Raw genomic sequence first — 24,456 nt, 5'->3', positions numbered from 1 at the left:
GCTCCGAAGCGCTGTTTTCGCATGTCGTCCGCCCGCACAGTTCTGCGTGACATGCATTAGATATTCCGAAAGTGGACAGGATTACGGAAAGAGTGCGAGCTTCTTCCGTTCTCGCTCTTTTCCTGAGGCGCCGGCTCTGCTAATCAATTGACGTTTTCGTAAACGTCAAAGAAGCGGTGAAAGCATGGCCCTGCCCCCGATCCTCAAGGATAATCTGAGACTGCCGGTCATCGGCTCGCCGCTTTTCATCGTCTCACATCCGGCGCTGACACTGGCGCAATGCAAGGCCGGCGTGATCGGCGCCTTTCCGGCCTTGAACGCGCGGCCGGAAAGCCAGCTCGACGAGTGGCTGGCGATGATGTCAGAAGATCTTGCCGCGCATAATGCGAGCCATCCGGAACGGCCGGCCGCCCCCTTCGCGGTCAACCAGATCGTCCATATGTCGAACAAGCGGCTGGAGCACGATCTGATGCTCTGCGTGAAATACAAGGTGCCAATCGTCATTTCCTCGCTCGGCGCCGTGCCGGAAGTGAATGCAGCGGTGCATTCCTATGGCGGCATCGTGCTGCACGACATCATCAACAACCGCCACGCCAATTCGGCAATCCGCAAGGGTGCCGACGGGCTGATTGCCGTTGCAGCGGGCGCGGGCGGACATGCGGGGACGCTTTCTCCCTTCGCGCTGGTGCAGGAGATCCGCGCCTGGTTCGACGGCCCGCTGCTGCTTGCCGGCGCGATTGCGACCGGCGGCGGCATTCTCGCAGCGCAGGCCATGGGCGCCGACATGGCCTATATCGGCACGCCCTTCATCGCGACCGAGGAGGCGCGCGCTTCCGATGCCTACAAGCAGGCAATCGTCGAGGGCGCGGCTGCCGATATCGTCTACTCCAACTATTTCACCGGCGTGCACGGCAACTACCTGAAACCCTCCATCCGCGCGGCCGGCCTCGACCCGGACAACCTGCCTGACGCCGATCCCTCGAAGATGGATTTCGAACAGGCAACCGGCGGCGCAAAGGCCTGGAAGGATATCTGGGGCAGCGGCCAGGGCATCGGCGCGATCAGGGCCGTGGAACCGGTCGCCAAGCTGGTCGACCGGCTGGAAGCGGAATATCACGCCGCCCGCACCCGGCTGGCGCTGTGACGTGCTTGCCTGCTGAAGTGGGGCCTTTCCACAAGCTTCAGCTTTTTTGCCATGGGGCATAAGAGGGTGCTTGAAATCTTCAGACAATGCCTGTATCAGCCCCATGCAAATCGCGGGCCGCATGCTTCGCCCGCCGGATTGCCGCTTTAGCTCAGTCGGTAGAGCACATCATTCGTAATGATGGGGTCACGTGTTCGAGTCACGTAAGCGGCACCATTTTTTCTCCCAAGTGCTTGGCCGACAATCTCGCCCGAACAAAAGCCAATATTGCGTTTTATGCCGCAGCATCAACTCTTCGGAGCTTGCGCTCCTGAGCATCGCTCACTAATCGGGTTTGGTCTGGAAGCGTTACGGACATAGAGGCGAGGCGGCTTGATCGCCGGATTTGGCCGCCAGATTTGAGGCGGCGAAGGCTTCCGGGCTCCCCGCCGCTTTGCTTTCGGCTCAGTGCGCAACCGCTTCTTTCGCTTCGGCACAACGAAATTATCGATCAGCCATCACCAGTAAACCAGTAAGCAGGCTGGCAAACGGCGTCAGGCGGCGCGCTGTGGACACGCCGACTTCCGTCATGCCGGGGCCACCGGTCATCCGCAGCAAGCGACCCACGAGTAGTTCAGTCCGGAAACGCCAACACCTCCCATTCCAGGTCCGTCATGGCGCTGCCCTGTAGGTCGGTATGATCATTGAACAGATTCGCGTGCTGAACCAGCAGTCTCCGCGTACGCCAAATTACACCGCTGACCGATCGGGGATATTCATCCCAGCGACCATGAACCTTGCCATCGCCGATTCACAAATCGATAGGAAGCCCTTGAACATATCCGAGGTCGCCACGAGGTTATCGAGCGTGGCGATCAGCAAGTTATTCTCCCCATCCTCCTCTGCAATCATCTTTTCGACCATCTCGATCAACTCCTCTTTGGTCTTATGAAGGGTTAACCAGGCCACGCGAACCATTATCAGATGAGGATTGGCTAACCGTGCCCACTGCTCGTTGGTCGGGGGTGTCCACTCACCTTCCTCGTGTTTCCAAGGCTCGAACTCGCATGCGGCAAACTCTTGATCGCTCATATCGCGTGATTGTTCGTCACTGACCGCGGCGACCATAGTTGCGATGCCGGCAGCAATTCGCTCTCCGTCGCTGGCAAACGCGGAACTGTCATGTTGATGCTGCTTGAAGGCGCCGGACATTTTGAAACCCTTTCCGTGTTGATTTACTGACGGAACCATTTCAGCATCGCGATCTGCGCTGCACTACAGCAACATCCGAGGAGGGTTTCGCAGCGTCTAAAATCCACAGGTCACTGGCCGGCTATGAGGCAGACAGTGGAAAACTAACAGAGTGGTCGGCACAGAACCTATGTCGAGGATCCGAACCGCCGCGCCGAATATGACGACAACGGCAACGAGATAGAAGAGTAACGACGATGGATATTGGGGAGGACTTCTTTGAGACAGCGGCGGGGCAAACCATTGCTGGCGCACATCGCTATCTGAGCGCCACTAGGGTACTGCGGTATTCCAAAGAATGGGGACCGCTCATTCAAGTCCCGACTTTGAACCTTCTGGGACACGGTATCGAATTGCTATTCAAGTTCCCGCTTCTCGCTGGTGGCATGTCTGCAAAGGATGTTCGGAAGGGATATGGTCACGACCTCACGGCCCTCTGGAACGACGCACATAACGACGTGTTGCGCCGCGCTGCTCTCGATCAAGCCGAGCGGGCCTTGGCGGAGGCAAAGGCTTCCGGGAAATGGCCCACTGCTGCCTTTGGCGATCAGCCAGCCCGTCAGGAACTGGTATATGCCGTCGAGCATATGTCGTATCTTCACGGCGCAGAGAGTGACTACGCCCTTCGCTACATCATCACGCCGAACACCTACGCTCCTCGCCCAGCATTCCTGATTGACGTCTTCGGCGCGCTCGCCGAGCAGCTTGTCAAAAATCCGAGGCTGTTGCAGTTGTGGCGCGAAGATATCGACAAGCCTCGCGATGACGACGGCTTCCGAAATTAGGTGCCACAAGCGCCACGTCCATTGATTTCATTACATTATTCCTTAACACATACTTCAGACTTAACACTTGTATGTGCCGCAAATTGCCGATCCTTCAGCGCTGCGTCGTAATCTGATGATTGGATATTTCGACCAACAAGCGGCGTCCCACCTTCTGTTTCGAGTAGCCCCATTCATGCTGAATGAGTGAGAGTGCCTGCGATATCCTGGCCGAGGACATCGGGATGCTACAACCGCAGAAGACCATGGATAGGTTCTTGAAGCGTTCGTCAGTGACCCCGAACCGCTTGGTCAACTGTTTCATGTCCTTATCGACCGCTACCAGTATCGCCTCGTTGGCCAGTGCCGTTTGGCACACGACTGGATCCTTCGTGCCATCCGCGAGTGCGTCTCGATGGAAAATGACCTCGTGCCCGGCCGCGGCCAGGACATTGCCAACAGAATCGGGCACACTCGCATCAAGAAAGAAGCGCAACCCGATGTCCCCTGATCAAGCCGCGACCTCATAGTTGATTGCGGCTCGAATGTCGTCAGCGGTTAACGTCGGATACTCGTTCATAATTTGCTCAACCGAGTACCCCGCGGCAGCAAACTCCTTGATCGTATCGACGGGAATACGCGTACCCGCGATGACAGGCCTGCTGTTCGCAATGCCCTTCTTCGACTCGATCTTGCCGATCGATGAATTATCGCGCGCTTTGAGCTTCGCGACGGCGTCTTTCATGTTGCCCGTCACGACCTCCAATGGGATTTGGAGGACGCCCTGACCGGACAGAACCTCTTCCTTGGCTTTCGTCTGAGGATTGTCGAAGACCACTTTCTTCTTGAGCACGTAGAGTGTCGTCTTCGACCATAGGTCGTCACCAAGGTGGGCAAGCTTGTCCTTGACACCGCGAAGATGCTGCAGCGAGACCTTTGAATCATTCCGGAGCGCGTTCAGGATTTTCAATGAAACCAGATCGCGAAACGAATACAGCCTGCTGAACGGTTGACGCCTGTCTTCGTAGGCTAGGCTGGGGATAAAGAAACGCGTTGAATCCCAGTGCTTAAGCTGGCGCACGGTAACGCCAGTCAGCCGTTCAACCTGTTCCTCGGTGAACGCCGATATGACCGGATTCTTTTCATTCTTCGCCATTGTTGCGCCTCTACCTGAAAGACATAGTCTTATTCGGTTAAACTTTCCACCCACCCACCAGCGGATGGTTCCGGCGTTGGCGGTCGCACCAGAAAGGGCGATGACCGTCAGCTCCTCGTCGGTTAACCGCGCCATCGATCCATGGCGGAGGTGGCGGAGGTTAGAACGCATTTTCCAAGACTAGCCGGAAGCACGCTGTATTTCGCCGTAAATAGGCCGGCATAAGCCGCTTCCGACACCTTTCAGCAAACAACCTCCGCCACCTCCTCCAGTGGAAAATAACAATACCAAATCAATATTTTAACCCGGAGGAGGTTACCTCCTCCATAACCCCCTCCAGCGCTATGAACCTCCTCCAGAAACTGCCTTCACTGGCGGAGGTTCCACGCCTGGAGGAGGTTGCCTGGCGGAGGTTCGCCATTCGTCGGCAAACAAAAAACCCGGCTCGGCGGCCGGGTTGTCAGGGTGTCGGTGCGCGTCAGAAAGTCGAGCCGTAGCCATATGCCGGCTCATGCCTGTCAGGGCTCCATTCCCGAGCCTCGTCAGGATCACCGCGAACATAAGCCGTCTTTCTCTCGCCGTCGCGAAAGCGAATGCCTTTGTCGTTCTTCTCAAACCCGAGGCCGACCATCGCCGCGCGCATATGGGCGTGATGAGCCTTCGTCAGCTTGTTGATGGTTTCCGGGCCATCGAAGCCGACCAGCTTCCAGACATCGGTCGCCTTGATCTTCAGCGGACCTTCGGGAATGCGCTCGCCAAGGATCTCCAGCCACGGACCGAAATCTGACGATTCATGGGCAACACCAGCCGCTGCATTCCGCAATGCCTGATTATCCAGACACAGGTTCTCACCCGCCTCCCTCTCCGCAGCCTCCGCCCATAGCTGGTCTCGCGCCGCCGCAATGCCCGAGGGATCGGCAGCCGTGGCGCGGACGATCCAGAAGCGGCGGTTGCCGGTGGTGTCGGTCAGGTAGCGGCTTTCATTGGTGGTGCCGAAGAGGATGAATTGCCGGGGGCGGTCGCTCCTAAAGCGGCCGTAGGAGAGCCTGGCGCTGTCTTCCTGCGTGGGGATGAAGGATTTGACACGGTTGGTGTCGCGGCGGCTCAGGCCGTCGAGTTCGGGCATTTCCAGGATCCAGCGGCCGGCGGTTTTTTCGATGGTCACTTTGGCGTCGGCGCCGATCTCGAGCTGGTCGGTGAACCAGTCTCTGTCATGGCAGAGCGCCAGGATGGCCGAGGATTTGCCGATGCCCTGGGGGCCTTCGACGACGAGCATGTGATCGAATTTGCAGCCCGGATGCCTGACGCGGCGAACGGCGGCGCAGAGAATCTTCCGGCCGAAGGCGCGGTTGAGCGGCGTGTCCTCGGCGCCGAAATAATCGACGAGCCAGGTGTCGATGCGCGGCTTTCCATCCCATTTGACGCGGGCGAGATAGTCGTGCACCGGATGATAGGCCCGCCGCTCGCCGATCAGCACCAGGCCATCGACGATGTTGTCCTTGGACGGCTCCCTGCCCTGGGCCGCACAGGCGAGCTCGAAGCGAATTTCCGCCAGCCGCGCGTCGCTCATGGCAACGATGCCGCTGTCACGATGGATCTCCAGCTCGCCCGAAAGCAGGTTGAGCTTGATGAACCATTGGCGATCGACCAACCATTGTTCGAGTTCGATATCGAAGCGCGCGATGCCCATCAGGCGACCGAAATGGCGGGGCGCATCCGCGGCAGGCGTGATCGCCCGCGTCGGCTCATCTCCTTGGACCAACGCATCCGGCACCGGTGCGGGACGTGCGCTTGTGGAGGCCTGCACGGAAACTGCCCGCTTGAACTGCACGACGCGCGCCTCTTCCATCTCAGCAACGGGCATCTCGGCAACGGGCTCCGGCCTCCAGTCGCGAAGCGTGGCACTCATGAAGGCGTCGAGCTGGCTTTGCGTCCATCCGGCATCGACGGCGTCGGCGCTGTCCCAGCCGCGGCGTGGAAAAAGGCCTGACTGCCAGTCTGCGAAGCTGTAGCGCTCGATATCGGATGCGTGCGCCGCATCCGTGAAGCCGACGCATTGGACACGCGCGCCGAGCGCGGTCAGGCGGGCGGCGATATCATCGGCAGCCGTCAGGCCCGGGCCGTCGAAATCCGGCCAGATCAGCACGTGCCGGCCCGAGAGCGGCGACCAGTCCGTGTGCTTTGCGCCTTGGGCTCCGCCCGGCCAGGAGACGACGGTTCGCTTGGCTGCCTGGCTGAGCCGGTCGCGGCACTTCTCGCCCTCGACGATCACCACCTGCTTGCCGTCACCGATCGTTTCCAGGCCGTAGAGCGGCCGCGGCTTCGGGAAGGGGAAACGCGACCATGTCTCTTTGCCATCGGCGAGGCGAACGAACATGACCATCGGCGTTTCCTTGCCGCCGTCGGGCAGATCGCGGCGCAGGACATAACCTGACAGCGAGCCATCGGCATTCCGATAGGGAAACACCATCGATGGGGCGAAGGTGCCCCACTCCGAGGGCGTCCCCCGGCGTTTCGGATTATAGAGCGTGATGCGCCGGCCGGCCTGAAGCAGACCGACCGGCGGCGGAAGGGGCACTATTCCCTCATAGATGTTCCCTGCCTGGACATGCCGAGGAGGGACGTTTGGCCTGATGTCGCCGCGGCCGCCGAGAATGCGGATCGCTTCGGGAAGATCGACGCCTCTAAACTCCTGCATGAAGTCGAGGACATCGCCTTTTCTGCCGCAGCCGAAGCAATGGAAACGCTCGATGCCATCCTGGCCGGCGAAGATCGTGAATGAAGGGGTGTCTTCAGCGTGGAAGGGGCAGCAGGCGGAAAATTCCCGCCCGCTGCGGATGAGTTTGCAGCCATATTGCGCCGCTGTCGAAGACAGGGACACGTCGCGGCGCAGCCGCTCGACACAGCCAGAGACGCCCGCCCCCGGCGATGGCGCGTATTGCGAGATTCTATCCATGGATTTTCCGATGAAACTGGGGGCCGACGCTTATTCGCGTTCCTGAGAAGGGGCTTTCGGATTTGACGCAACGCGCCTCAAGGACATTTCATCCATCCAGGCACCGACTTCGTCAGACCTCCAGAAATTGTTTTTCGCGACCTGTATGGGCGCGGGAAACCTGCCGTCCCTCACCCAGCGCCAGAGCGTCACGTTCGAAACCGGCGCAATCTTCTGAACGTCGCTCGTGCTTAAAAGTGTGTAGGGGATTGTCTTGCCCGTCATGCTCATTCCTCTAAGCTTCCGATCAAAGGCAGAATGCGCGACGACGGTTGTTCGTAATAAATGCAATGCAGTTCAATAGGATACAGGCCGAGCCCAGGCGGCGTCCACCGCCGCTGCAGATCGATGCGGCTCGTCAGCGCCGAAGGCAATGCGGGCAGGAAGACGCGGCAGCCGTTGTTCATGGAGGTCCTGAAGCGGGCTGAACCTATGGCCCATTCCGGAACAGGCGTTTTGAATCAAGGTTCCTGACCATGCTGAACGGCAGCACGTTATCAGCTTCGAGCTGGGCTGCCGGCGCGGGCCTTGCAATGAAATATCCCTGGATCTGGTTGATCCCGTACTGCTGCATCAGCCGCTGATGTTCGATGGTCTCGACGCCTTCGATGAGGATCCTCACGCCGCGATTGCGCAGCAGGCTGATGATGTCGAGCAGCATCCGCTTGCCCCTCTCCGTGTTGCAGTCATGGAGGAAGGAGCGGTCGATCTTGACGGTGTCGAACTCTATGAGACGGAGCCAGGAGAGACCTGCGAAGCCTGTGCCGAAGTCGTCGAGCCAGACCTGAGCGCCGAGCTTTCTCAGGTCGCTGATGCACCGAACCACATCCTGATCGATTTCCAGCTCCACGCCTTCGGTAATCTCGAAAGCAAGCCGGGCGCCGGTCACGCCGAATTCCGCCAGTGTTGCCGCCACATAGGTGGCGAAACCCGGCATCTTGAGTTCAATCGGGGAAACGTTGACGCTGGCAACCTGCACGAAGTCGGTCGCCAACAGATCCCGGCAAACAGTGCGGATTGCCCACCGGCCGAGTTCGACGATCGAACCCGTCCTTTCCGCAACCGGGATGAATTTATCAGGCGATACGGGCGTTCCATCCAGCATGCTCAGACGCATCAAAGCTTCGACAGCGTCCGTCTTGCCGGTCTGGACGTTGCGGATCGGCTGGTAGACGAGGGAGACGAGGCGGTGTTCAAGCGCGATCTTCAGGGTCGCGGCAATGTCCTCGCTGTCATCGCTGCTCTCTGGATCGTCCGGATCGAAGACCACGAGGGTGTTGCGGCCCGCAGCCTTGGCGGCGTAAAGCGCGCGATCAGCTTCATGAATGACCTTCTCGACCTGCCTGCTCTCGTCCCGCGTATGGGACACGCCGACGCTCACGGTGATGACAGTGGTCCCGTCTCGCCTGTGTTCGTGTGGCCAGGCCAAGCCCCTGATGGCAGCACACATGGCTTCTGCAAGCTCGACCGCGCGTTCTAAATTCGGCATCGGTGTGATGACGATGAATTCCTCACCGCCGTATCGCCCGATGACCGAGCCCCATGACTCGGCCACGCTTTGAAGAAGCTCGGAGACGGCTATAAGACAGCGGTCGCCTTCCTGATGACCGTAGCAGTCGTTATAGCGTTTGAAATAATCCACATCGACAAGCAGGACGGCAAAGGGCACCCTGTCGTCCTGCCAGCGTTGCCAGCAATCACGCAGGCGTTGATCGATCGCCCGGCGATTTTCGAGGCCGGTCAACGAGTCCGTGTTCGAGAGGTGCAAAAGAGCCCTGCCTCTTTCGTCGGCGGCAGCTTGCTGCAAACTGGCTTCAAATGCATTGAGGAAGACTTTGTAGCGCTCCCTGTTGAGCTGAAGATTCACGTAAGACGTGAAAACAAAGCAGGAAATGCAGAACGCGCCGAGGATGAGCTTGTGGAGAAGCAACATGGGCGCGAACAGAAAGAGCGCGCCGATAAAGATGAGCACGTTCGTTGCGGAGGCCGCAAGAGCAACCGGAAACCGGAAACTGAAGAACAGGTTGACGCTCATCATGAAGATCGCGCCAAACACCATATAGTATGAGAACGCATCCCCAGCCGCGGTCATCTGGGCGGTGAGAAGCCAGACAAGATAGGCTGCGAGCACGGACACCGCCGCGGCCATGTCGACCGTATCGGCTTTTGCCTTGCGGCAGAGCAGGAATTCCAGCACGCATAACGCGCTGACGCCAACCGCCAGCCGGCCGGCGACCGTGTACCGGACGACATCGCCGATAAAGAGATAGTCCGTGAAGGAATATGCAAGGTAAACAGCGACCGCTGTCCAGAGGCCTTTGCGCGTCGCGCTCTTTCGGCCGCTCTCGCTCTTCTCCTCATAAAGGCAGCGCAACTCTTCTGGCGACAGCGTCGGCAGCACGGTAGCAGCTGCGGTCTCGGCTAACACGTGCATCATGCCCCTGCCACCCAACATCTTGCAGCAGCTGCCCTCCGCAGACTGCCAACTGAAGCTGGATAGCCGCACCCAGACTCCACATCAACCGATAACGCTCGAATGGCCCCAAAGCGGGCGGTCTATCTTTCGGGTTCCCTAATATTTTCTAAAGCTAACACGTGCATTGCCTCCGATGCCCAACCTTAACGCTTGACTTGCGTGAAAATGATGAGGATTTTACGCAATGTTTTAAGTTCTTATTCACCAGTGAGGTTTCAGTGGCTCAGCCGCTCTTTTCTCTTGATGGCCAAAGCCTGATCACGCCGCAGTCCTTCAGCAATAAGCTTCCCTCACCGAACCGAGATGACGAAACAGACCTCCTGCGAACCGCGGAGGCTGAGTTTGCGATCGTCATCAACATCGCGATACAACGGTTCTCTGCGGGCACGAACCTGCCTGATGCCGTCAGGTGGCTGATCGGCCAGCTTCATGATGTCCGTCACAAATTCGGTGCTGCCGTGTGGCAGAAGCTCATCCCGATCATTCAGGCTCATCCCTCGGCAAAGATCCTCCAGCAGTGCCCGTTCACCCGTTGGTCCTTTGACAAACCCCGCGGCTATTCCGGTGATGCCAGTCTTATCGACTTCATTTACGGGCATCCGGCGGTGGCCGAAGAAGTGGCCAGATCCACCCGTCTCGGCCTTGACATCTTCGACTACACGATAAACGCTCCCGGCCCGGTTGCAGTAAGAGAACGTCGCGACATCCTGACCCGCTACGTCGACGAGACCGCTGCGCGAACGGGTCCGGATACCGAGGTCCTGGCCATCGCTGCCGGTCACCTGCGCGAAGCGGAGGCATCGAAGGCACTTGCGGAAGGCCGCCTCAAACGCTGGGTCGCTCTTGATCAGGATCCGGAAAGTATCGGCTCGATCTCAAGCCAATTCCATGGAACGTCCGTCGAGCCTATCAATGGATCCGTGCGCGGCTTGCTCGCACGAAAGCATCAGATCGGCACTTTCGATCTCATCTATGCAGCAGGATTGTACGATTATCTCACCGATAAAGTGGCAATCCGGCTCACGCAGATCTGCATGGACATGCTGAAACCGGGCGGCGTCTTTCTATTTGCCAACTTTTCCGACGAGATGGCCGATGACGGGTACATGGAATCCTACATGAACTGGGAGCTCCTCCAGCGTTCCGAAGCCGACATGTGGCGTATTTCCCATCGCAGTGCGACGGACGACACCGATAAGACGGTCTGGTTCGGTGCCAACCGCAACATCATCTACGCCACCATAAGGAAGCGGTCGTAAGCCCCGACGAGCCGGGCGCATCGCAAAATCCGAGACACGGATTACTGCCGCTGCAGATCAATGCGGCTCGTCACTACGGATCGGCCCGAGGCGGGGTCGCGATCAACGGTCTGCAGGCGAAGCCCGTTCTGCCCCACCTTCTCGATCATCATGATTGCATTTCGGTCGCCATTGGTGACGCGAGCCCAGGTGACATTGAAGTTGAGAGCGTCGCCTTTCCTGCTGCCGACAAGCCTGGAAGGCTGGCCCGATGGTCCCGTGTAGTTGCCGGTATAGCGTTGACCGGCCGCCTTTACATAGGCCGAGAAGCTTCTTGTGAGGACGGCGAGAGCGCTACAGCTGCCATTCATCGAAACTGAGGAAGCACTCGCGCTGGATTTCAGATTGCACGACACATTGACCTTCTTGCCGCCGATCTTGGTCAGGACCATTCCGCCTCCATCCCAGTCGCCTGCAAGCGAGTTCAGAAAGTCCGCGTCGGCCGCATTCGCGTTGGCAGACAGACATGAAAGCGAGAGCAATGTTGCGAACAGACGAGGACGCATGAGAGCACCCAAGTTTTTCCTGGGCTGAAAACATTCAAACGGGGAAATTGTTCCGTTCTGCTGGCGAACTTGCGTTCTTACTCATGCCAGTGATCCGCTACCCACGGCGTGGGGAGAATATAATGGCGCAGGTAGCGGAAGGGCTGCTTGCCGCCACGTTTGCTGACATCGAAGACGCCCTTGATATGATCGAGCCTCGTTTCGGCCCGGCCTTTCGGGCCGAATTTCCCTTCGATGGCGTTCTGCGGGTGGAAGCCGCGCGGGAAGAGGACGACGCGGGCGCTGGACGGCAGGCGCGGGGCGAAAAAATAGTTCAGCGGGAAAGCCCAGTGGCAGTCCTGCCGGAAATGCAGAACCCAGTTGCGCGGGTAGAATTTCACGCCTCCGGGCGCATTGCGGGTGACGAAACGCTGCTCGTACTGATACTCATCGGCCACTTTCTGCGGGTCGGCCCTGAACTTTTCCTGCAGCGGCAGGAGCTTGCCGACCGGAAATCGAAAGAGCGAGCTCTGGCCGAGCCTTTCGAAAGGCGTCGTCTGGTTGCGGGCCATGACGACGTCGTCAGGCCCTCCGACTTCGAAAAAGTCATCGAGGGAGGCAACGATAACAAGGTCGAGGTCCAGATAGAGGACCGGCCCGCTCAGACTTCCGAGCTTCGGTCCCCAAAGCCTCGCCTTCGGCCAGATGCCCCTCGTGTTGACGGGCATTTCGACATCCAGAGGCGGCAGGTCCTCGCACAGGATGTCGGAATGCAGGTCGTCCCGGCAATCGGTGAAACAGGTGAAGGTAAAGGGCGGCGTGATGTTGCGCTTCACCATCGCATAGAGCCGGTTGATGAAGGTCGGCCCGTATCGTGTACCCCAATTGATGCAGATTACCTGTTTAACCCCGCCGGTCGCAGCCAAAACATGCGTCATCATAGCTCGCCATTTCCGTGCCCGGATCCGGAACCCTCGCATCCGCGATGGAGCGGTTCACAGGCCTGCATCAGATTTTCAGTTGGGAATAAGCTGGCGGAAATGCAATCCTGACATCCGGGAGCCCTGGCCTGCCGGATCTCTTTTTTCCGGCCGGCACCCAGCGAAACTTCCTTCGCGAAATGCCTTGTATTTTAAATTCGCCAGGGCCGGAAGCGGTCTGAAGCGTCGACACAAAAGAAAACATATCACCTGCGCTTTACCTGCTATCTGCAGGAGCATAAAAGACTGCCGACATCACGCACGTTGCACCTGCCCCACCAGAGTGTAGCCGACAGCGGTTTTCCCGTTTCACGGAGAAGGCCCCGAGAGGTTCATCATGTCCGCACCATCGAAGCAATCGAACCGCACGCTCGTCGTTGCCACGATCATGCTCGCGACCTTCATGGTGGCGATCGAGGCCACGATCGTGGCGACCGCCATGCCGCGGATCGTCGGTCAGCTCGGCGGCTTCACCTATTACAGCTGGGTCTTTTCCGCCTTCCTGCTGGCGCAGTCGACGACCACTGTCATCTACGGCAAGCTTTCGGATATTTTCGGCCGCAAGCCGGTGCTGATCGGCGGCATCCTGGTTTTCCTCGTCGGCTCGCTCTTCTGCGGGCTTGCCTGGTCGATGGCCTCGCTCATCGTGTTCCGTCTGGTGCAGGGCCTTGGCGCCGGCGCGATCCAGCCGGTGACGATGACCATCATCGGCGACCTGTTCAAGCTGGAGGAACGCGGCAAGGTGCAGGGCGTGATGGCGACGGTCTGGGCGACGTCTGCGGTCGTCGGGCCGCTTGCCGGCGGCATTATCGTCGATACGATCTCCTGGGCCTGGATCTTCTGGATCAACCTGCCGATCGGCATCTTCTCGATCATCGCCTTCCTGTTCTTCCTGAAGGAGGACGTGGCGCACAGGCAAGCCAAGATCGATTATCTCGGCGCCATCCTGTTTTCGATTTCCATCATCGCGCTCTTGACGATCCTGACGGAAACGGATGCGCCGGCCTGGGTTCTCCTATCGCTTGCCGCCGTCTTCGTGGTCACCGGTATTCTCTTCGTGCTGCAGGAGAAGCGTACGCCGGAGCCGATCATTTCCATCGCACTCTGGAGCCGGCGGCTTGTGGCGACCAGCAATGCCTGCATGCTGCTTGCCGGCATGGCGCTGATCGGGCTCTCGACGATCCTGCCGATGTATGTACAGGGCGTGCTCGGCCGCTCGCCTATCGTCGCCGGTTTCACGCTGACCATGCTGGTGGTCGGCTGGCCGCTGTCGGTGATGCTCTCCAGCCGCTTCTTCAGGGCATTCGGCATCCGCAATACGCTGCGGGTCGGCAGCTTCATGTTTCCCTTCGGCGCCTTTTTCCTGCTGTTCCTCACGCCGGAAAGCCACGCGGCGGTCGCCGGCGCCGGCTCCTTCTTCATGGGCTTCGGCATGGGGCTCATCAACCTCACCAGCATCGCGCTGGTGCAGGACAGCGTCGAATGGTCGATGCGCGGCAGCGCCACGGCCTCGATCATCTTTGCCCGCAGCCTCGGCAATACGCTGGGTGCCACCGTGCTCGGCGCGATCCTCAATGCCGGGATCAGTCACTATGCGACGGGGGATGTGGCAAACCGCCTGCATCATGTCCTGAACGAGCCGACCGGCCTTTCGGAGCTCGCGGGCGATGCGACGGTGCGCGGCATCTTTGATGCGGCACTGCATTGGAGCTTTTGGGGTGTCGTGGTCGTGGCGGTGCTTACGTTTGCGACGACCTGGCTCATTCCGATCGGCCGTGGCGTGAGGACGGGTGGGGCTGGTAGTGCGGCGAGCGAGGCGGCGTCGCGTTAGAGTGGGCTGATTGCGGCTGGCGTCGGAGCGTGTGCCCCCCTCATCCGCCCTTCGGGCACCTGACCGGGGTCGAGCCACGGGTCTCGACCCGTCCTTCGGACCCCCGATGGGTAGAAGGGGTTTTGCCGCAGCGTCTCGATTCCCTCTTCTCCCCCACGGGGAGAAGATGCCCGTAGGGCAGATGAGGGGGCCACACGGTACACCCTTCACGGCCATCTTTCCGGGCGCCGACGTCCGCGCTCAGGCGCTTTCCGTCTGCGGCAGCGATTGCAACAACGTCTGGCGGGCCGAGCGGAGGTGGACGCGACAGGCGGCCTCGATCCTCTCCTGATCGCGGGCTTCCAGCGCTGCGATATAATCGAGATGTTCGTGGATCGCGCGCTCGTTGCGTTGACGGGCGGCCGTCTTGTTCCATTGATAGTGATAGTGGAAGATGATGGCGATCGCGTCGTAGAAATCGGCAATGAAACGGTTCTTCGAGGCGCGATGTATCAAGAGGTGAAAGCGCTCGTCGAGGACCGAGAATTCCTTGAAGCGGTTATTGATATCGGAAAGCATGGAGAGGTGATCTTCCTTGATAACAGCAAGATCGGCCCAGGCTTGATTTCCCGCAGGAAGCTTGCCGAATTCGGCGGCCGAATGCAGTTCGAACATTTCGCGCACATCGGCGAGTTCCAAGGCGAATTCGCGGGTAAAACCCTTCAATGTCCAATGGCTGTTCGGCCGTTTTTCGATCAGCCCGAAGCGGGAGAAGCGGATCAGGAATTCACGCACGCTCGTGGTACCCGTGCCGATCTCGCGGGCAAGCTCCAGCTCGTTGATCTGCATGCCGGGGGCTGCTTCATCCGAGAGGATGCGCTGCATGAAGCTGCGCTCGATGATGTCGTGCAGTGAATCCGTCTCCTCCGAGGGAAAAAAGTCGCGGTCGATCGGCTGGCGCAGCACGATCTTCTGGCGCTTGTTCCAGCGGATGATGCCCTCATCGCTGAGCCGGGTCAGGATGGCGCGTGCCGTGCTGCGGCTGACGCCGAGCTGGGCGGCAATCTCCGGCTCGGAGGGCAGCGCGGTATCGGTGCGCAACGCTGCCGCATATCGATTATAGGCTTCCTTGAAGACCGTATTCTGCCTTGCCATCAGACCCTGCTTTCCGCCCAAGCGATACGGCGATGATCCCCGCTGCCAACAACGGGTACAGCCGGACCAGGAGCCTCTTCAGGCGACCTTTATCTTATTTTCGGTCGCCTGCGGCCGTTTGCCTCCCTCGTCCACAGGATCAATATTCCCGTTGACTTGAAAATGTTTATTGTAGATAAAAAACAAAATCAATGCGCATTCGTCGATGTAACGGGCGCAGAAGCGAACGTTTCGTCAGGGAGATGAAATTGGACAGACAGAATTGGATCATCCTGTCGGCCGGAGACAATGTCGCGGTCGCGACGGCGCCGATTGCTGAAGGATCTGATGTTGCGGGTGTGACGACGCGCCAGAAGATCGACCCCGGCCACAAGATCGCCCTTACCGATATTCCGCAGGGCATGCCGGTCGTGAAATACGGCCAGGCGATCGGCCGCACGACTGATGATGTGAAGGCCGGCGACCACGTTCACAGCCATAATCTGCATTTCGAAAACGATCGCCTTGCTGCAACCGCCAACTCGGCTCCCGAAGAAGCGAGCGCTGAGGACAGAGCGCGGACCTTCATGGGTTATCGCCGCGCCGACGGGCGGGCTGCGACACGCAACTATATCGGCATCATCGCCAGCGTGAACTGTTCGACCACGGTGTGTCGGGCGATCGCCGACGAGGCCAACCGCACCATCCTGCCGCATTATGACGGGATCGACGGCTTCGTGCCGATCGTTCACGACCAGGGCTGCGGCATGAGCTCGACGGGTGACGGCATGAACGTGCTGCACCGCACACTTGCCGGCTACACGCGCCATGTGAATTTCGGCGGCGTGCTGATGATCGGGCTCGGCTGCGAGGTTAATCAGCTCACCCTTTACGGCCAGAGCGGTGCGGGCGCTTCCAAGCGGCATTTCAACATTCAGGACGCGGGCGGGTCCCGCCGGGCGGTCGAGCGCGCCATGGGCGTGCTGCGCGAAATCGCCGCCGATGTCGGCCGCGAAAAGCGCGTGCCGATGTCGATCGGCGAGATCATCATCGGGCTGCAGTGCGGCGGCTCCGACGGTTTTTCGGGCATTACCGCCAATCCGGCGCTCGGTGTCGCGGCCGACCTGCTGGCGGCTGCCGGCGGTACGGCGATCCTTTCGGAAACTTCCGAGATCTATGGTGCCGAGCATCTGCTGCGCAGCCGCGCGGTCAGCGAAGAGGTCGCCAGGAAGCTCGATGAGAAGATCGCCTGGTGGGAAGACTATGTCGCCCTGCATGGCGCATCGCTCGACAACAATCCGTCTCCGGGCAACAAGCGCGGCGGCCTGACGACCATTCTCGAAAAGTCGCTCGGCGCCGTTGCCAAGGGCGGCCGCTCGCCGCTGACCGCCGTCTATGGTTATGCCGAGCGGGTCACGGCCCCCGGCCTCGTCTTCATGGATACGCCCGGATACGATCCGGTTTCCGCAACCGGCCAGGTAGCAGGCGGCGCGAACATGATCGCGTTCACGACTGGCCGCGGCAGCTGCTTCGGCTGTCGGCCCGCCCCCTCGCTGAAGCTCGCCAGCAATTCGGCGCTTTATACCTCGATGGAAGAGGATATGGACATCGATTGCGGCACGATCGTTACAGGTGACGCGACGATCAGCGGCAAGGGCCGCGAGATCTTCGATCTGATCGTCGATACGGCCTCCGGCAAGAAGACCAAAAGCGAAATTTTCGGTTACGGCGATAACGAATTCGTTCCGTGGCATCTCGGCGCCACGCTCTAAATAAAACATACTGAGTTTCAGGTCTTCACGAGGAGGAATGATGAAGACGAGGAGAATTGGCAAGACGGCGCTGGAGGTGACCGAAATCAGTTTCGGTGCGGCAGCGCTCGGCGGCCTTTACCGCGCCTGCCCGCGCGAGCAGGCGATGGAAACGCTGGAAACGGCGTGGGACCACGGCATCCGCTATTTTGATGTGGCGCCGTGGTATGGCCTCGGACTTGCCGAACGGCGCGTCGGCGATTTCCTGCGTGACAAGCCGGAAAACGATTATGTGCTGTCCACCAAGGTCGGCCGCCTATTGCGCCCGGTGCCGACTGGCACCGTTCCCGACTACAGCTATGTCGATCCGCTCTCCTTCGATGCCGATTACGACTATTCCTATGACGGCATCATGCGATCGGTGGAATTCAGCTATGCACGCCTTGGCTTGAACCGCATCGATATCCTCTTCGTTCATGACATCGGCGCCTATACGCATGGTGCGGCCAAGAATGCCGTGCATCTGAAGAATTTCCTCGATAGCGGCGTCAAGGCGCTGGAACAGCTGAAATCCTCGGGCGCGATCAAGGCTTTCGGCCTCGGCGTCAACGAGGTGCCTGTCTGCCTCGACGTGATGCGCAATGCCGACATCGACACGATCCTGATGGCCGGTCGCTATACCCTGCTCGACCGGTCGGCTGTTGCCGAACTCATTCCGCTCTGCCGGGAGAAGGGTACCTCGCTCGTCGTCGGCGGCGTGTTCAATTCCGGCATTCTCGCAACCGGCCCGGTGCCGGGCTCGCATTTCGATTATATGCCGGCAACCGAGGAAGTACTCGCCAAGGTCGGCGCAATGGAAGAGGTGGCCAAGCGTCACGGCGTGCCGCTTGCCGCCCCTGCCCTGCAGTTTCCGCTGCGCGACCCGGTCGTCTCCTCGGTGCTGATCGGCACGGCGAAGCCTTCGAGCCTTACGCGCAACATGGAAAATTTCGAACCGCAGCTTCCCGCCGACATCTATCCCGAATTCGAACCCTATACACTGGTCGCCGCACCGCTCGGCGAAGAAGCCGTGCGGGTCTAAGGAGACACCATGCTTAAAGGTATTCATCCGCTTCTCGGCCCCGACCTGCTCTCTGCGCTGAAGAGCATGGGGCATGGCGACGATATCGTTATTGCCGATGCCAATTTCCCTGCCAGCAGCATGGGGCCTGATGTCATCCGGGCCGATGGCGTCAGCGCCACTGCCATGGCCGAGGCGATCCTCACCCACATGCCGCTCGATACGTTCGTGCCGCAATCGGCATGGCGGATGGAAGTGGTCGGCGATCCCAAGGCCGTGCCGGAGGTTTGCGCCGAATTCCAGGAAATCGTCAGCCGGCGCGCCGGCGATTTTTCCATCGCATCGGTGGAACGCTTCGCCTTCTACGAGATGGCACGGAAGGCCGCCTATATCGTTGCGACCACCGAGTTCCGGCTCTATGGCAACCTGATTTTGAAGAAAGGCGTGGTGCACCCGCACGAGGTGCAATTCGACTGAGGACCGTATTTTAGGTCCTTATGTATTGGAAACGAAAACAAGTGGTTGGGAGAGAATTCAGCGGCTCAAAAAGGTGAAATCGCACACTTGCAATTTGCCTGCGCCTCGGCTAGCTTCCCATCGTAAATGTTTTTTATCGATAAAAATCGTCCGCCTGCGTTCAGCGGTCCGGTTTCATTGGAGGAGAACGCACCCTGAGAGGAGAACCCTTATGAGTATCGTGAAATCCATTCTGTCTCGCCGCGCCTTTACGGCACTTGCAGGCGCTGCCGTCATCGCCACGGCAATGCCGGCCGCGTCCTTTGCCGCCGAGGTAACGATCCCGATCATCGTCAAGGACACGACGTCCTTCTACTGGCAGATCGTTCTGGCCGGCGCTCGCCAGGCCGGCAAGGATCTCGGCGTCAACGTGCCGGAACTCGGCGCCCAGGCCGAATCCGACATCAACGGCCAGATCAGCATTCTTGAGAACGCCGTTGCCGGCAAGCCGGCCGCCATCGTCATCTCCCCCACCGAGTTCAAGGCACTCGGCAAGCCGATCGATGAAGCCGCCAAATCCGTTCCGATCATCGGCATCGACTCCGGCGCCGACTCCAAGGCATTCAAGTCGTTCCTGACGACCGACAACGTCCAGGGCGGGCGCATCGCTGCCGACGGTCTTGCCGCCGCCATCAAGGAAGCGACCGGCAAGGAAGAGGGCGAAGTCGTCATCCTGACCAACCTTCCCGGCGTCGGCTCGCTGGAACAGCGCCGCGAAGGCTTCCTGGATCAGGTCAAGACCAAGCATCCGGGCCTCAAGGTTATTGCCGACAAGTACGGCGACGGCCAGGCAACGACCGGCCTCAACATGATGACCGACCTGATCACGGCAAACCCGAATCTCGTCGGCGTCTTCGCCTCGAACCTCATCATGGCGCAGGGTGTCGGCCAGGCGATCGCCGAAAACAAGCTCGGCGACAAGATCAAGGTCATCGGCTTCGACAGCGACGACAAGACAGTCGGCTTCCTCAAGGATGGCGCGATTGCCGGCCTCGTCGTCCAGGACCCCTATCGCATGGGTTATGACGGCGTGAAGACCGCTCTTGCCGTGTCCAAGGGCGAGAAGGTTCCGGAAAATGTCGATACCGGCGCAAACCTCGTCACCAAGGCGAATATGGCCGATCCGAAGATCGACGCGCTGCTGAATCCGAAGATCAAGTAAAACGACAGGCGGGCCGCGCCGGCTTCAAAAACCGGCGCGGCTTTTTTCATCCATGGTATGGTTCACCAGGGATGGAGCAGAAGCGAGAAGAGGAGGAGAGGTCCATGGTCGGACTGGAAGAGGTCAGTCATCGCCACGATGACAGCGCGACGCTGAAAGAAGCCAATCGAATTCCCACCGGATCGCCCATCCTCGAACTGAAAGGCCTGCAGAAGAATTACGGTCACGTGCAGGCTCTGAAGCCCGCGACCATGACCTTCCTTGCCGGCGAAATCCACGCCATCGTCGGTGAAAACGGCGCCGGCAAATCCACCCTCATCAAATTGCTCACCGGCGTCATCACCCGCACGGCCGGCGAAGTGCTGTGGTGCGGCCATCCGGTGGGGCTGTCGACGCCAAACGAGGCAATCGCCCGCGGCATCAACGCCGTCCACCAGGAGGTCGTGCTCTGCCGGCATCTGACCGTGGCTGCCAATCTCTTCCTCGGCGACGAAGTCAACCGCTTCGGTATCATGCGCAAGAAGCAGATGGAGAAGATGGCGCAGGCCGTTCTCGACGATCTCGGCTTCGGCCTGCCGGCCGGTGCGCTTCTGAGTTCACTGACGATCGGTCAGCAGCAGCTCGTTGCCACCGCGCGCGCGGCCATGCGCGGCACGCAGTTCCTGATCTTCGACGAGCCGACCGCCTATCTCACCCGGCAGGAATCCGCACAGCTCTTCAAGCTGATCCGCCGCCTGCAGGGCGAGGGCGTCACCATCGTCTATATCAGCCACCGCATGGAGGAAGTCTTCGAGCTTGCCGACCGCGTCTCGGTGCTGCGTGACGGCACGCATGTCGGCACGCGCCTCATCGGCGAAACCAATGACGCCGAGCTGATTGCGCTCATGATCAACCGCTCGATCGAGCAGATCTACCACAAGGAAGACATTCCGATCGGCGAGACGATCCTCGACGTCAGGGGTCTTACCGGCCCGGGCTTCGAAGACGTGTCGCTGAGCGTCAAGGCAGGACAGATCGTCGGGCTCTATGGCCTGATCGGCGCCGGGCGCAGCGAATTTGCGCTCGGGCTCTACGGGCGCCAGCCGACAAGTGCGGGCGAGATCCACTGGATGGGCAAGCGCGTCGATATCAGGAACGAACGCACCGCCATGGAGCTCGGCATTGCGCTGGCGCCCGAGAGCCGGCGCGACCAGGGGCTCTGCCTCAACCTGCCGATCGGCCTCAACATCAACCTGCCGGTGTTCGGACGCCTCAGCCACGGTCCGGTCATCAATCACGCGCGCGAATCGGCCAATGCCGACAAGCAGATCCGCGATCTCAGCATCAAGACGCCGAGCCGGCGCGTTCCGGCCTCCAGCATGTCGGGCGGCAACCAGCAGAAGATCGTCATCGGCAAGTGGCTGAGCCACGGCGCCCGGCTGTTCATTTTCGACGAGCCGACCGTCGGCGTCGATGTCGGCACCAAGGCGGAAATCTACCGGCTCTTCGCCAAGCTGCTGAAGGAGGGGGCCGGCATTATCCTGATCTCTTCCTACCTGCCCGAGGTCTACGAACTGGCCGACCGGCTGCACGTCTTCCGCAGCGGCAAGCTCGTTGCAAGCCATGATTTCCACGCGGCGACGCATGAAGAAGTGCTCAGTGAAGCGATCGGCGTCTGAGCCAAAAGAATAAGAGGGAGAAAACTCATGACTGTCACCCCCACCGAAATCGTTGCGCCGCCGCCGCGTCGGAAGATGAACATCCTGTTCGGCCTGACGCTGATCGGCTTGCTGATCTTCCTCTGGATCGTGCTCGGCTTCGCGACAGCCAGTTTCTGGACGCCGCTCAACATCTCCAACCTGCTGCGCCAAGGCGCGATGACGGCGATCCTGGCGCTCGGCCAGACCTTCGTCATCATCACCGCCGGCATCGACCTTTCTGTCGGCGCAATCGTCGGCTTCTGCACCGTCATCATCGCCTGGCTGCTGCAGGCCGGCGTCCCGCTCTGGGGGGCGATCGTGCTGACGCTCGCAATCGGTGTCGCGATCGGCGCCTTCCATGGCTTCGGCATCGTGCATATGGGCCTGCCGCCCTTCATCATCACGCTGGCGACGCTGACATCGCTGCGTGGCATCGGCCTACTGATCACCAACGGCTCGACCATCAGCATCACCGACGAGGGCTTCAGCAATTTCGCACGAGCTGATTTCCTCGGTATCCCCAGCCTGTTCTGGATGGTGATCCTGATAGCGATCCCCTCCTTCGTCTTCCTGCATCTGAGCCGCTGGGGCCGCTATCTCTTCGCGGTCGGTTCGAATGCGGAAGCCGCGCGTCTTTCCGGCGTCAACGTCAAGGGGATGATCTATCTCGCCTATATCCTGTCGGCCTCGTTCGCCGCCTTCGTCGGCGTGCTGCTCGCCTCGCGTATCGCAATCGGCAACGCGACACAGGCCGACGGCTGGGAACTGCAGGCGATCGCTTCCTCCGTCATCGGCGGCACGTCGCTCTTCGGAGCCGTCGGCTCCGTGCATGGTCCGCTGATCGGCGCCTTCATTCTGGCGACCATCAACAACGGCGCAAACCTCCTGAACGTCAACTCGTTCTGGCAGCGCATCATTACCGGCCTGCTGATCATCGTGATCGTCTATTTCGACCAGCTTCGCCGGCGCCGGGCGGGCTGAGCGAGATACAAAACGAAGCCGGCCCAGAGGGCCGGCTTTCTTCATTTCAGCAATGCGAGAACCACCATGAAAGCAGTCCTTTGCCGCGAACCCGGCGTCCTCGATCTCGTCGAGCGCCCCTCTCCCGAAAAACCTGTTGCCGGTTGGGTACGGCTTGCCGTCAGCCATGTCGGCATCTGCGGCACGGATTACCACATCTTCGAGGGCAAGCACCCGTTCCTCGAGTATCCGCGCGTCATGGGCCATGAGATCTCGGCGACCGTGCTGGAAGCCGGTGACGGGGTGGCGATGGCCATTGGTACACCCGTGATCGTCAACCCTTACCTCTCTTGCGGGAGCTGCGTCGCGTGCCGCCAGGGCAAGCCGAACTGCTGCACCAATATCAAGGTTCTCGGGGTTCATACGGACGGTGCTTTCTGCGAGGAGATCGTGGTGCCGGCCAGCAATCTCTATGCCGCCAAGGGACTGAGCCTGGAGGCGGCCGCGACCACCGAATTCCTGGCGATCGGAGCGCATGCCGTGCGTCGCTCCATGGCATCAGCCGGTTCGCGCTCGCTCGTTATCGGCGCAGGTCCGATCGGCCTCGGCGCGGCAATCTTCTCACGCATTGCCGGTCATGATGTGACGCTGCTGGATACGAGTGCGGAACGGCTGCAGATGGCGTCGGAACGCTTCGGGTTCGCGTCAGGGATCGTCGCCAATGATGGGACAGCCGATGCCGTGAAGGCGAAAACGGATGGTGATGGCTTCGATGTAGTGTTCGACGCGACGGGCTATGGGCCGTCGATGGAAAAAGCCTTCAGCTTTGTGGCCCATGGCGGCGCACTGGTGCTCGTCAGCGTCGTGAAGGACGATATCCGCTTTTCCGATCCGGAATTCCACAAGCGGGAGATGATGGTCATCGGCAGCCGCAACGCGACGCGCATCGATTTCGAGCATGTTGCAGATTCGATCGCCAAGGGCCTGGTCCCGGTCGACAAGCTCATCACCCACCGCACGACGCTTGCCGATGCGCCGCGCGACCTTGCGCGCTGGGCGCATGAGAAGAGCGGCCTGATCAAGGCCGTCATCAAGGTCGCGGCTTAAACGGTCTCGATTGCGGCGCGCATCTGGCGGACGACATCGACGTCCGTCCGGTTTGAGGTCGGCACATCGAAGCCGAAGGAGACGGCGCGCGGATCGGCGCTGGCAACGGCCGAGCTGCAGGAGCCGTGAACTTCGTGCGCGCCCGTTGCCCGCAGGATCTCGACGACATTGGCCGGGCGCACGCCGCTGCCCGGCATGATGGAGATGCGGCCGGCAGCCTTGGCGGAGATGCGCTTCAGCGTTTCGAGCCCATCCATTGCCTTCGGCACACAGCCCGAGGTGAGGATGCGCTCGCAGCCGAGTTCGACCGCCTGCTCCAGTGCGACATCCGGATCCGGCACGAGGTCGAAAGCGCGATGCAGCGTCGAGCCGAGGCTCTCGGCATGCGCCTTCAAGCGGTGAATGAGCGGCATATCGAGCGTGCCGTCCGGTCGGTTGGCGCCGATGACGACGCCGGCGAGGCCTGCAACCCCGACAGCATCGATATCGGAAAGCATCGCCTTCTCATCCGTCGCGTCGAAGATGAAAGGGCCGGCATGCGGGCGGATCATTGCATAGACGGGAATCGGGGCTTCGGCGGCAATCCGCATCAGGCTCGGGAGCGGCGTCAGCCCGCCAAGCTCGAGCGCCGAGCAGAGCTCGATACGGCCGGCGCCGCCCTCGATCGCAGCCGCGAGGCCCTGAGCGCTATCGACGCATACTTCCAGCAAAACCGTCATATCTCGAATCCTTTTCGCTCTGCGTAGTCT

General features: G+C 60.2%; 21 protein-coding genes and 1 tRNA gene. 12 read left to right on the top strand and 10 right to left on the bottom strand.

Annotated features, from left to right (window positions below):
- Positions 1–184 precede the first annotated feature (184 nt).
- Positions 185–1,144, top strand: a complete 960-nt coding sequence (locus FHT87_RS10790; protein ID WP_183801714.1) for a nitronate monooxygenase family protein — start codon at positions 185–187, stop codon at positions 1,142–1,144.
- 140 nt (positions 1,145–1,284) lie between these two features.
- Positions 1,285–1,360: transfer RNA gene (locus FHT87_RS10785), tRNA-Thr, on the top strand.
- A gap of 513 nt (positions 1,361–1,873) precedes the next feature.
- On the opposite strand, the gene FHT87_RS10780 is transcribed toward FHT87_RS10785, so the two are convergent.
- Positions 1,874–2,335 carry a hypothetical protein gene (locus tag FHT87_RS10780; RefSeq protein WP_183801711.1) on the bottom strand — a complete coding sequence of 154 codons (462 nt, stop codon included), beginning with the start codon at positions 2,333–2,335 and terminating at the stop codon, positions 1,874–1,876.
- Between the two features lie 236 nt (positions 2,336–2,571).
- Here FHT87_RS10780 and FHT87_RS10775 point away from each other — a divergent pair, with 236 nt between their 5' ends.
- Positions 2,572–3,159, top strand: coding sequence for a hypothetical protein (locus FHT87_RS10775; protein WP_183801708.1), 588 nt, complete (start codon positions 2,572–2,574; stop codon positions 3,157–3,159).
- Between the two features lie 94 nt (positions 3,160–3,253).
- Here FHT87_RS10775 and FHT87_RS10770 read toward each other — a convergent pair whose 3' ends face one another.
- From FHT87_RS10770 to FHT87_RS10750, 5 genes are all read right to left on the bottom strand, one after another.
- Complete coding sequence (locus FHT87_RS10770; RefSeq protein ID WP_183801705.1) at positions 3,254–3,634, bottom strand: DUF5615 family PIN-like protein; 381 nt, start codon at positions 3,632–3,634, stop codon at positions 3,254–3,256.
- A 15-nt stretch (positions 3,635–3,649) separates the two neighbouring features.
- Positions 3,650–4,429 (bottom strand): DUF433 domain-containing protein, encoded by a 780-nt coding sequence (locus FHT87_RS10765; RefSeq protein WP_246699600.1) that lies wholly within the window; start codon positions 4,427–4,429, stop codon positions 3,650–3,652.
- A gap of 343 nt (positions 4,430–4,772) precedes the next feature.
- Positions 4,773–7,250 carry a VapE domain-containing protein gene (locus FHT87_RS10760; RefSeq protein WP_183801700.1) on the bottom strand — a complete coding sequence of 826 codons (2,478 nt, stop codon included), beginning with the start codon at positions 7,248–7,250 and terminating at the stop codon, positions 4,773–4,775.
- Positions 7,251–7,516: 266 nt separating this feature from the next.
- Positions 7,517–7,696 carry a hypothetical protein gene (locus tag FHT87_RS10755; RefSeq protein ID WP_183801697.1) on the bottom strand — a complete coding sequence of 60 codons (180 nt, stop codon included), beginning with the start codon at positions 7,694–7,696 and terminating at the stop codon, positions 7,517–7,519.
- Positions 7,697–7,719: 23 nt separating this feature from the next.
- Positions 7,720–9,723: an EAL domain-containing protein gene (locus FHT87_RS10750; RefSeq protein WP_183802662.1), complete on the bottom strand. Its 2,004-nt coding sequence runs from the start codon at positions 9,721–9,723 to the stop codon at positions 7,720–7,722.
- Positions 9,724–9,983: 260 nt separating this feature from the next.
- Between FHT87_RS10750 and FHT87_RS10745 the strand changes: the two genes are divergently transcribed.
- Positions 9,984–11,024 (top strand): class I SAM-dependent methyltransferase, encoded by a 1,041-nt coding sequence (locus FHT87_RS10745; RefSeq protein WP_183729197.1) that lies wholly within the window; start codon positions 9,984–9,986, stop codon positions 11,022–11,024.
- Positions 11,025–11,065: 41 nt separating this feature from the next.
- On the opposite strand, the gene FHT87_RS10740 is transcribed toward FHT87_RS10745, so the two are convergent.
- Positions 11,066–11,569: a hypothetical protein gene (locus FHT87_RS10740; protein WP_183728199.1), complete on the bottom strand. Its 504-nt coding sequence runs from the start codon at positions 11,567–11,569 to the stop codon at positions 11,066–11,068.
- A gap of 77 nt (positions 11,570–11,646) precedes the next feature.
- Positions 11,647–12,489: a glycosyl transferase gene (locus FHT87_RS10735; RefSeq protein WP_183801694.1), complete on the bottom strand. Its 843-nt coding sequence runs from the start codon at positions 12,487–12,489 to the stop codon at positions 11,647–11,649.
- A 376-nt stretch (positions 12,490–12,865) separates the two neighbouring features.
- Here FHT87_RS10735 and FHT87_RS10730 point away from each other — a divergent pair, with 376 nt between their 5' ends.
- Positions 12,866–14,359 (top strand): MDR family MFS transporter, encoded by a 1,494-nt coding sequence (locus FHT87_RS10730; RefSeq protein WP_183801691.1) that lies wholly within the window; start codon positions 12,866–12,868, stop codon positions 14,357–14,359.
- Between the two features lie 240 nt (positions 14,360–14,599).
- On the opposite strand, the gene FHT87_RS10725 is transcribed toward FHT87_RS10730, so the two are convergent.
- Positions 14,600–15,493, bottom strand: a complete 894-nt coding sequence (locus FHT87_RS10725; protein WP_183801688.1) for a GntR family transcriptional regulator — start codon at positions 15,491–15,493, stop codon at positions 14,600–14,602.
- A gap of 248 nt (positions 15,494–15,741) precedes the next feature.
- On the opposite strand from FHT87_RS10725, the gene FHT87_RS10720 reads away from it, so the two are divergent.
- From FHT87_RS10720 to FHT87_RS10690, 7 genes are all read left to right on the top strand, one after another.
- A complete protein-coding gene (locus FHT87_RS10720) occupies positions 15,742–17,244 on the top strand; it encodes an altronate dehydratase family protein (RefSeq protein ID WP_183728187.1) in 1,503 nt (500 codons plus the stop codon).
- 40 nt (positions 17,245–17,284) lie between these two features.
- On the top strand, positions 17,285–18,304 hold the full coding sequence (locus FHT87_RS10715; RefSeq protein WP_183729194.1) for an aldo/keto reductase: 1,020 nt from the start codon (positions 17,285–17,287) through the stop codon (positions 18,302–18,304).
- Positions 18,305–18,313: 9 nt separating this feature from the next.
- Complete coding sequence (locus FHT87_RS10710) at positions 18,314–18,760, top strand: RbsD/FucU domain-containing protein (protein WP_183801685.1); 447 nt, start codon at positions 18,314–18,316, stop codon at positions 18,758–18,760.
- A gap of 211 nt (positions 18,761–18,971) precedes the next feature.
- Positions 18,972–19,961, top strand: a complete 990-nt coding sequence (locus FHT87_RS10705; RefSeq protein ID WP_183728181.1) for an ABC transporter substrate-binding protein — start codon at positions 18,972–18,974, stop codon at positions 19,959–19,961.
- Between the two features lie 104 nt (positions 19,962–20,065).
- On the top strand, positions 20,066–21,619 hold the full coding sequence (locus tag FHT87_RS10700) for a sugar ABC transporter ATP-binding protein (RefSeq protein WP_183728178.1): 1,554 nt from the start codon (positions 20,066–20,068) through the stop codon (positions 21,617–21,619).
- A 27-nt stretch (positions 21,620–21,646) separates the two neighbouring features.
- Positions 21,647–22,621, top strand: coding sequence for an ABC transporter permease (locus FHT87_RS10695; protein ID WP_183728175.1), 975 nt, complete (start codon positions 21,647–21,649; stop codon positions 22,619–22,621).
- 66 nt (positions 22,622–22,687) lie between these two features.
- Positions 22,688–23,707 carry a zinc-binding alcohol dehydrogenase family protein gene (locus tag FHT87_RS10690; protein WP_183728172.1) on the top strand — a complete coding sequence of 340 codons (1,020 nt, stop codon included), beginning with the start codon at positions 22,688–22,690 and terminating at the stop codon, positions 23,705–23,707.
- Here FHT87_RS10690 and FHT87_RS10685 read toward each other — a convergent pair.
- The gene (locus FHT87_RS10685) at positions 23,704–24,426 is read right to left on the bottom strand and encodes a copper homeostasis protein CutC (protein ID WP_183801682.1); all 723 of its coding nucleotides are present in this window, start codon (positions 24,424–24,426) and stop codon (positions 23,704–23,706) included. The genes FHT87_RS10690 and FHT87_RS10685 overlap by 4 nt on opposite strands.
- Positions 24,427–24,456: the final 30 nt, after the last annotated feature.

Source organism: Rhizobium sp. BK316 (assembly GCF_014193695.1).
Taxonomy (GTDB): Bacteria; Pseudomonadota; Alphaproteobacteria; order Rhizobiales; family Rhizobiaceae; genus Rhizobium.
Note: the sequence above shows the minus strand (reverse complement) of the source record. Positions and strands in the feature narration are given on the sequence as shown.

Excerpts from the sequence above, each read along its gene's own strand:
- FHT87_RS10750 (WP_183802662.1), bottom strand. The coding sequence starts at position 9,723 with ATGCACGTGTTAGCCGAGACCGCAGCTGCTACCGTGCTGCCGACGCTG.
- FHT87_RS10730 (WP_183801691.1), top strand. The coding sequence starts at position 12,866 with ATGTCCGCACCATCGAAGCAATCGAACCGCACGCTCGTCGTTGCCACG.
- FHT87_RS10705 (WP_183728181.1), top strand. The coding sequence starts at position 18,972 with ATGAGTATCGTGAAATCCATTCTGTCTCGCCGCGCCTTTACGGCACTT.
- FHT87_RS10760 (WP_183801700.1), bottom strand. The coding sequence starts at position 7,250 with ATGGATAGAATCTCGCAATACGCGCCATCGCCGGGGGCGGGCGTCTCT.
- FHT87_RS10700 (WP_183728178.1), top strand. The coding sequence starts at position 20,066 with ATGGTCGGACTGGAAGAGGTCAGTCATCGCCACGATGACAGCGCGACG.
- FHT87_RS10725 (WP_183801688.1), bottom strand. The coding sequence starts at position 15,493 with ATGGCAAGGCAGAATACGGTCTTCAAGGAAGCCTATAATCGATATGCG.
- FHT87_RS10685 (WP_183801682.1), bottom strand. The coding sequence starts at position 24,426 with ATGACGGTTTTGCTGGAAGTATGCGTCGATAGCGCTCAGGGCCTCGCG.
- FHT87_RS10755 (WP_183801697.1), bottom strand. The coding sequence starts at position 7,696 with ATGAACAACGGCTGCCGCGTCTTCCTGCCCGCATTGCCTTCGGCGCTG.
- FHT87_RS10735 (WP_183801694.1), bottom strand. The coding sequence starts at position 12,489 with ATGATGACGCATGTTTTGGCTGCGACCGGCGGGGTTAAACAGGTAATC.
- FHT87_RS10780 (WP_183801711.1), bottom strand. The coding sequence starts at position 2,335 with ATGTCCGGCGCCTTCAAGCAGCATCAACATGACAGTTCCGCGTTTGCC.
- FHT87_RS10790 (WP_183801714.1), top strand. The coding sequence starts at position 185 with ATGGCCCTGCCCCCGATCCTCAAGGATAATCTGAGACTGCCGGTCATC.
- FHT87_RS10740 (WP_183728199.1), bottom strand. The coding sequence starts at position 11,569 with ATGCGTCCTCGTCTGTTCGCAACATTGCTCTCGCTTTCATGTCTGTCT.
- FHT87_RS10710 (WP_183801685.1), top strand. The coding sequence starts at position 18,314 with ATGCTTAAAGGTATTCATCCGCTTCTCGGCCCCGACCTGCTCTCTGCG.
- FHT87_RS10695 (WP_183728175.1), top strand. The coding sequence starts at position 21,647 with ATGACTGTCACCCCCACCGAAATCGTTGCGCCGCCGCCGCGTCGGAAG.
- FHT87_RS10775 (WP_183801708.1), top strand. The coding sequence starts at position 2,572 with ATGGATATTGGGGAGGACTTCTTTGAGACAGCGGCGGGGCAAACCATT.
- FHT87_RS10715 (WP_183729194.1), top strand. The coding sequence starts at position 17,285 with ATGAAGACGAGGAGAATTGGCAAGACGGCGCTGGAGGTGACCGAAATC.
- FHT87_RS10690 (WP_183728172.1), top strand. The coding sequence starts at position 22,688 with ATGAAAGCAGTCCTTTGCCGCGAACCCGGCGTCCTCGATCTCGTCGAG.
- FHT87_RS10765 (WP_246699600.1), bottom strand. The coding sequence starts at position 4,429 with ATGGCGCGGTTAACCGACGAGGAGCTGACGGTCATCGCCCTTTCTGGT.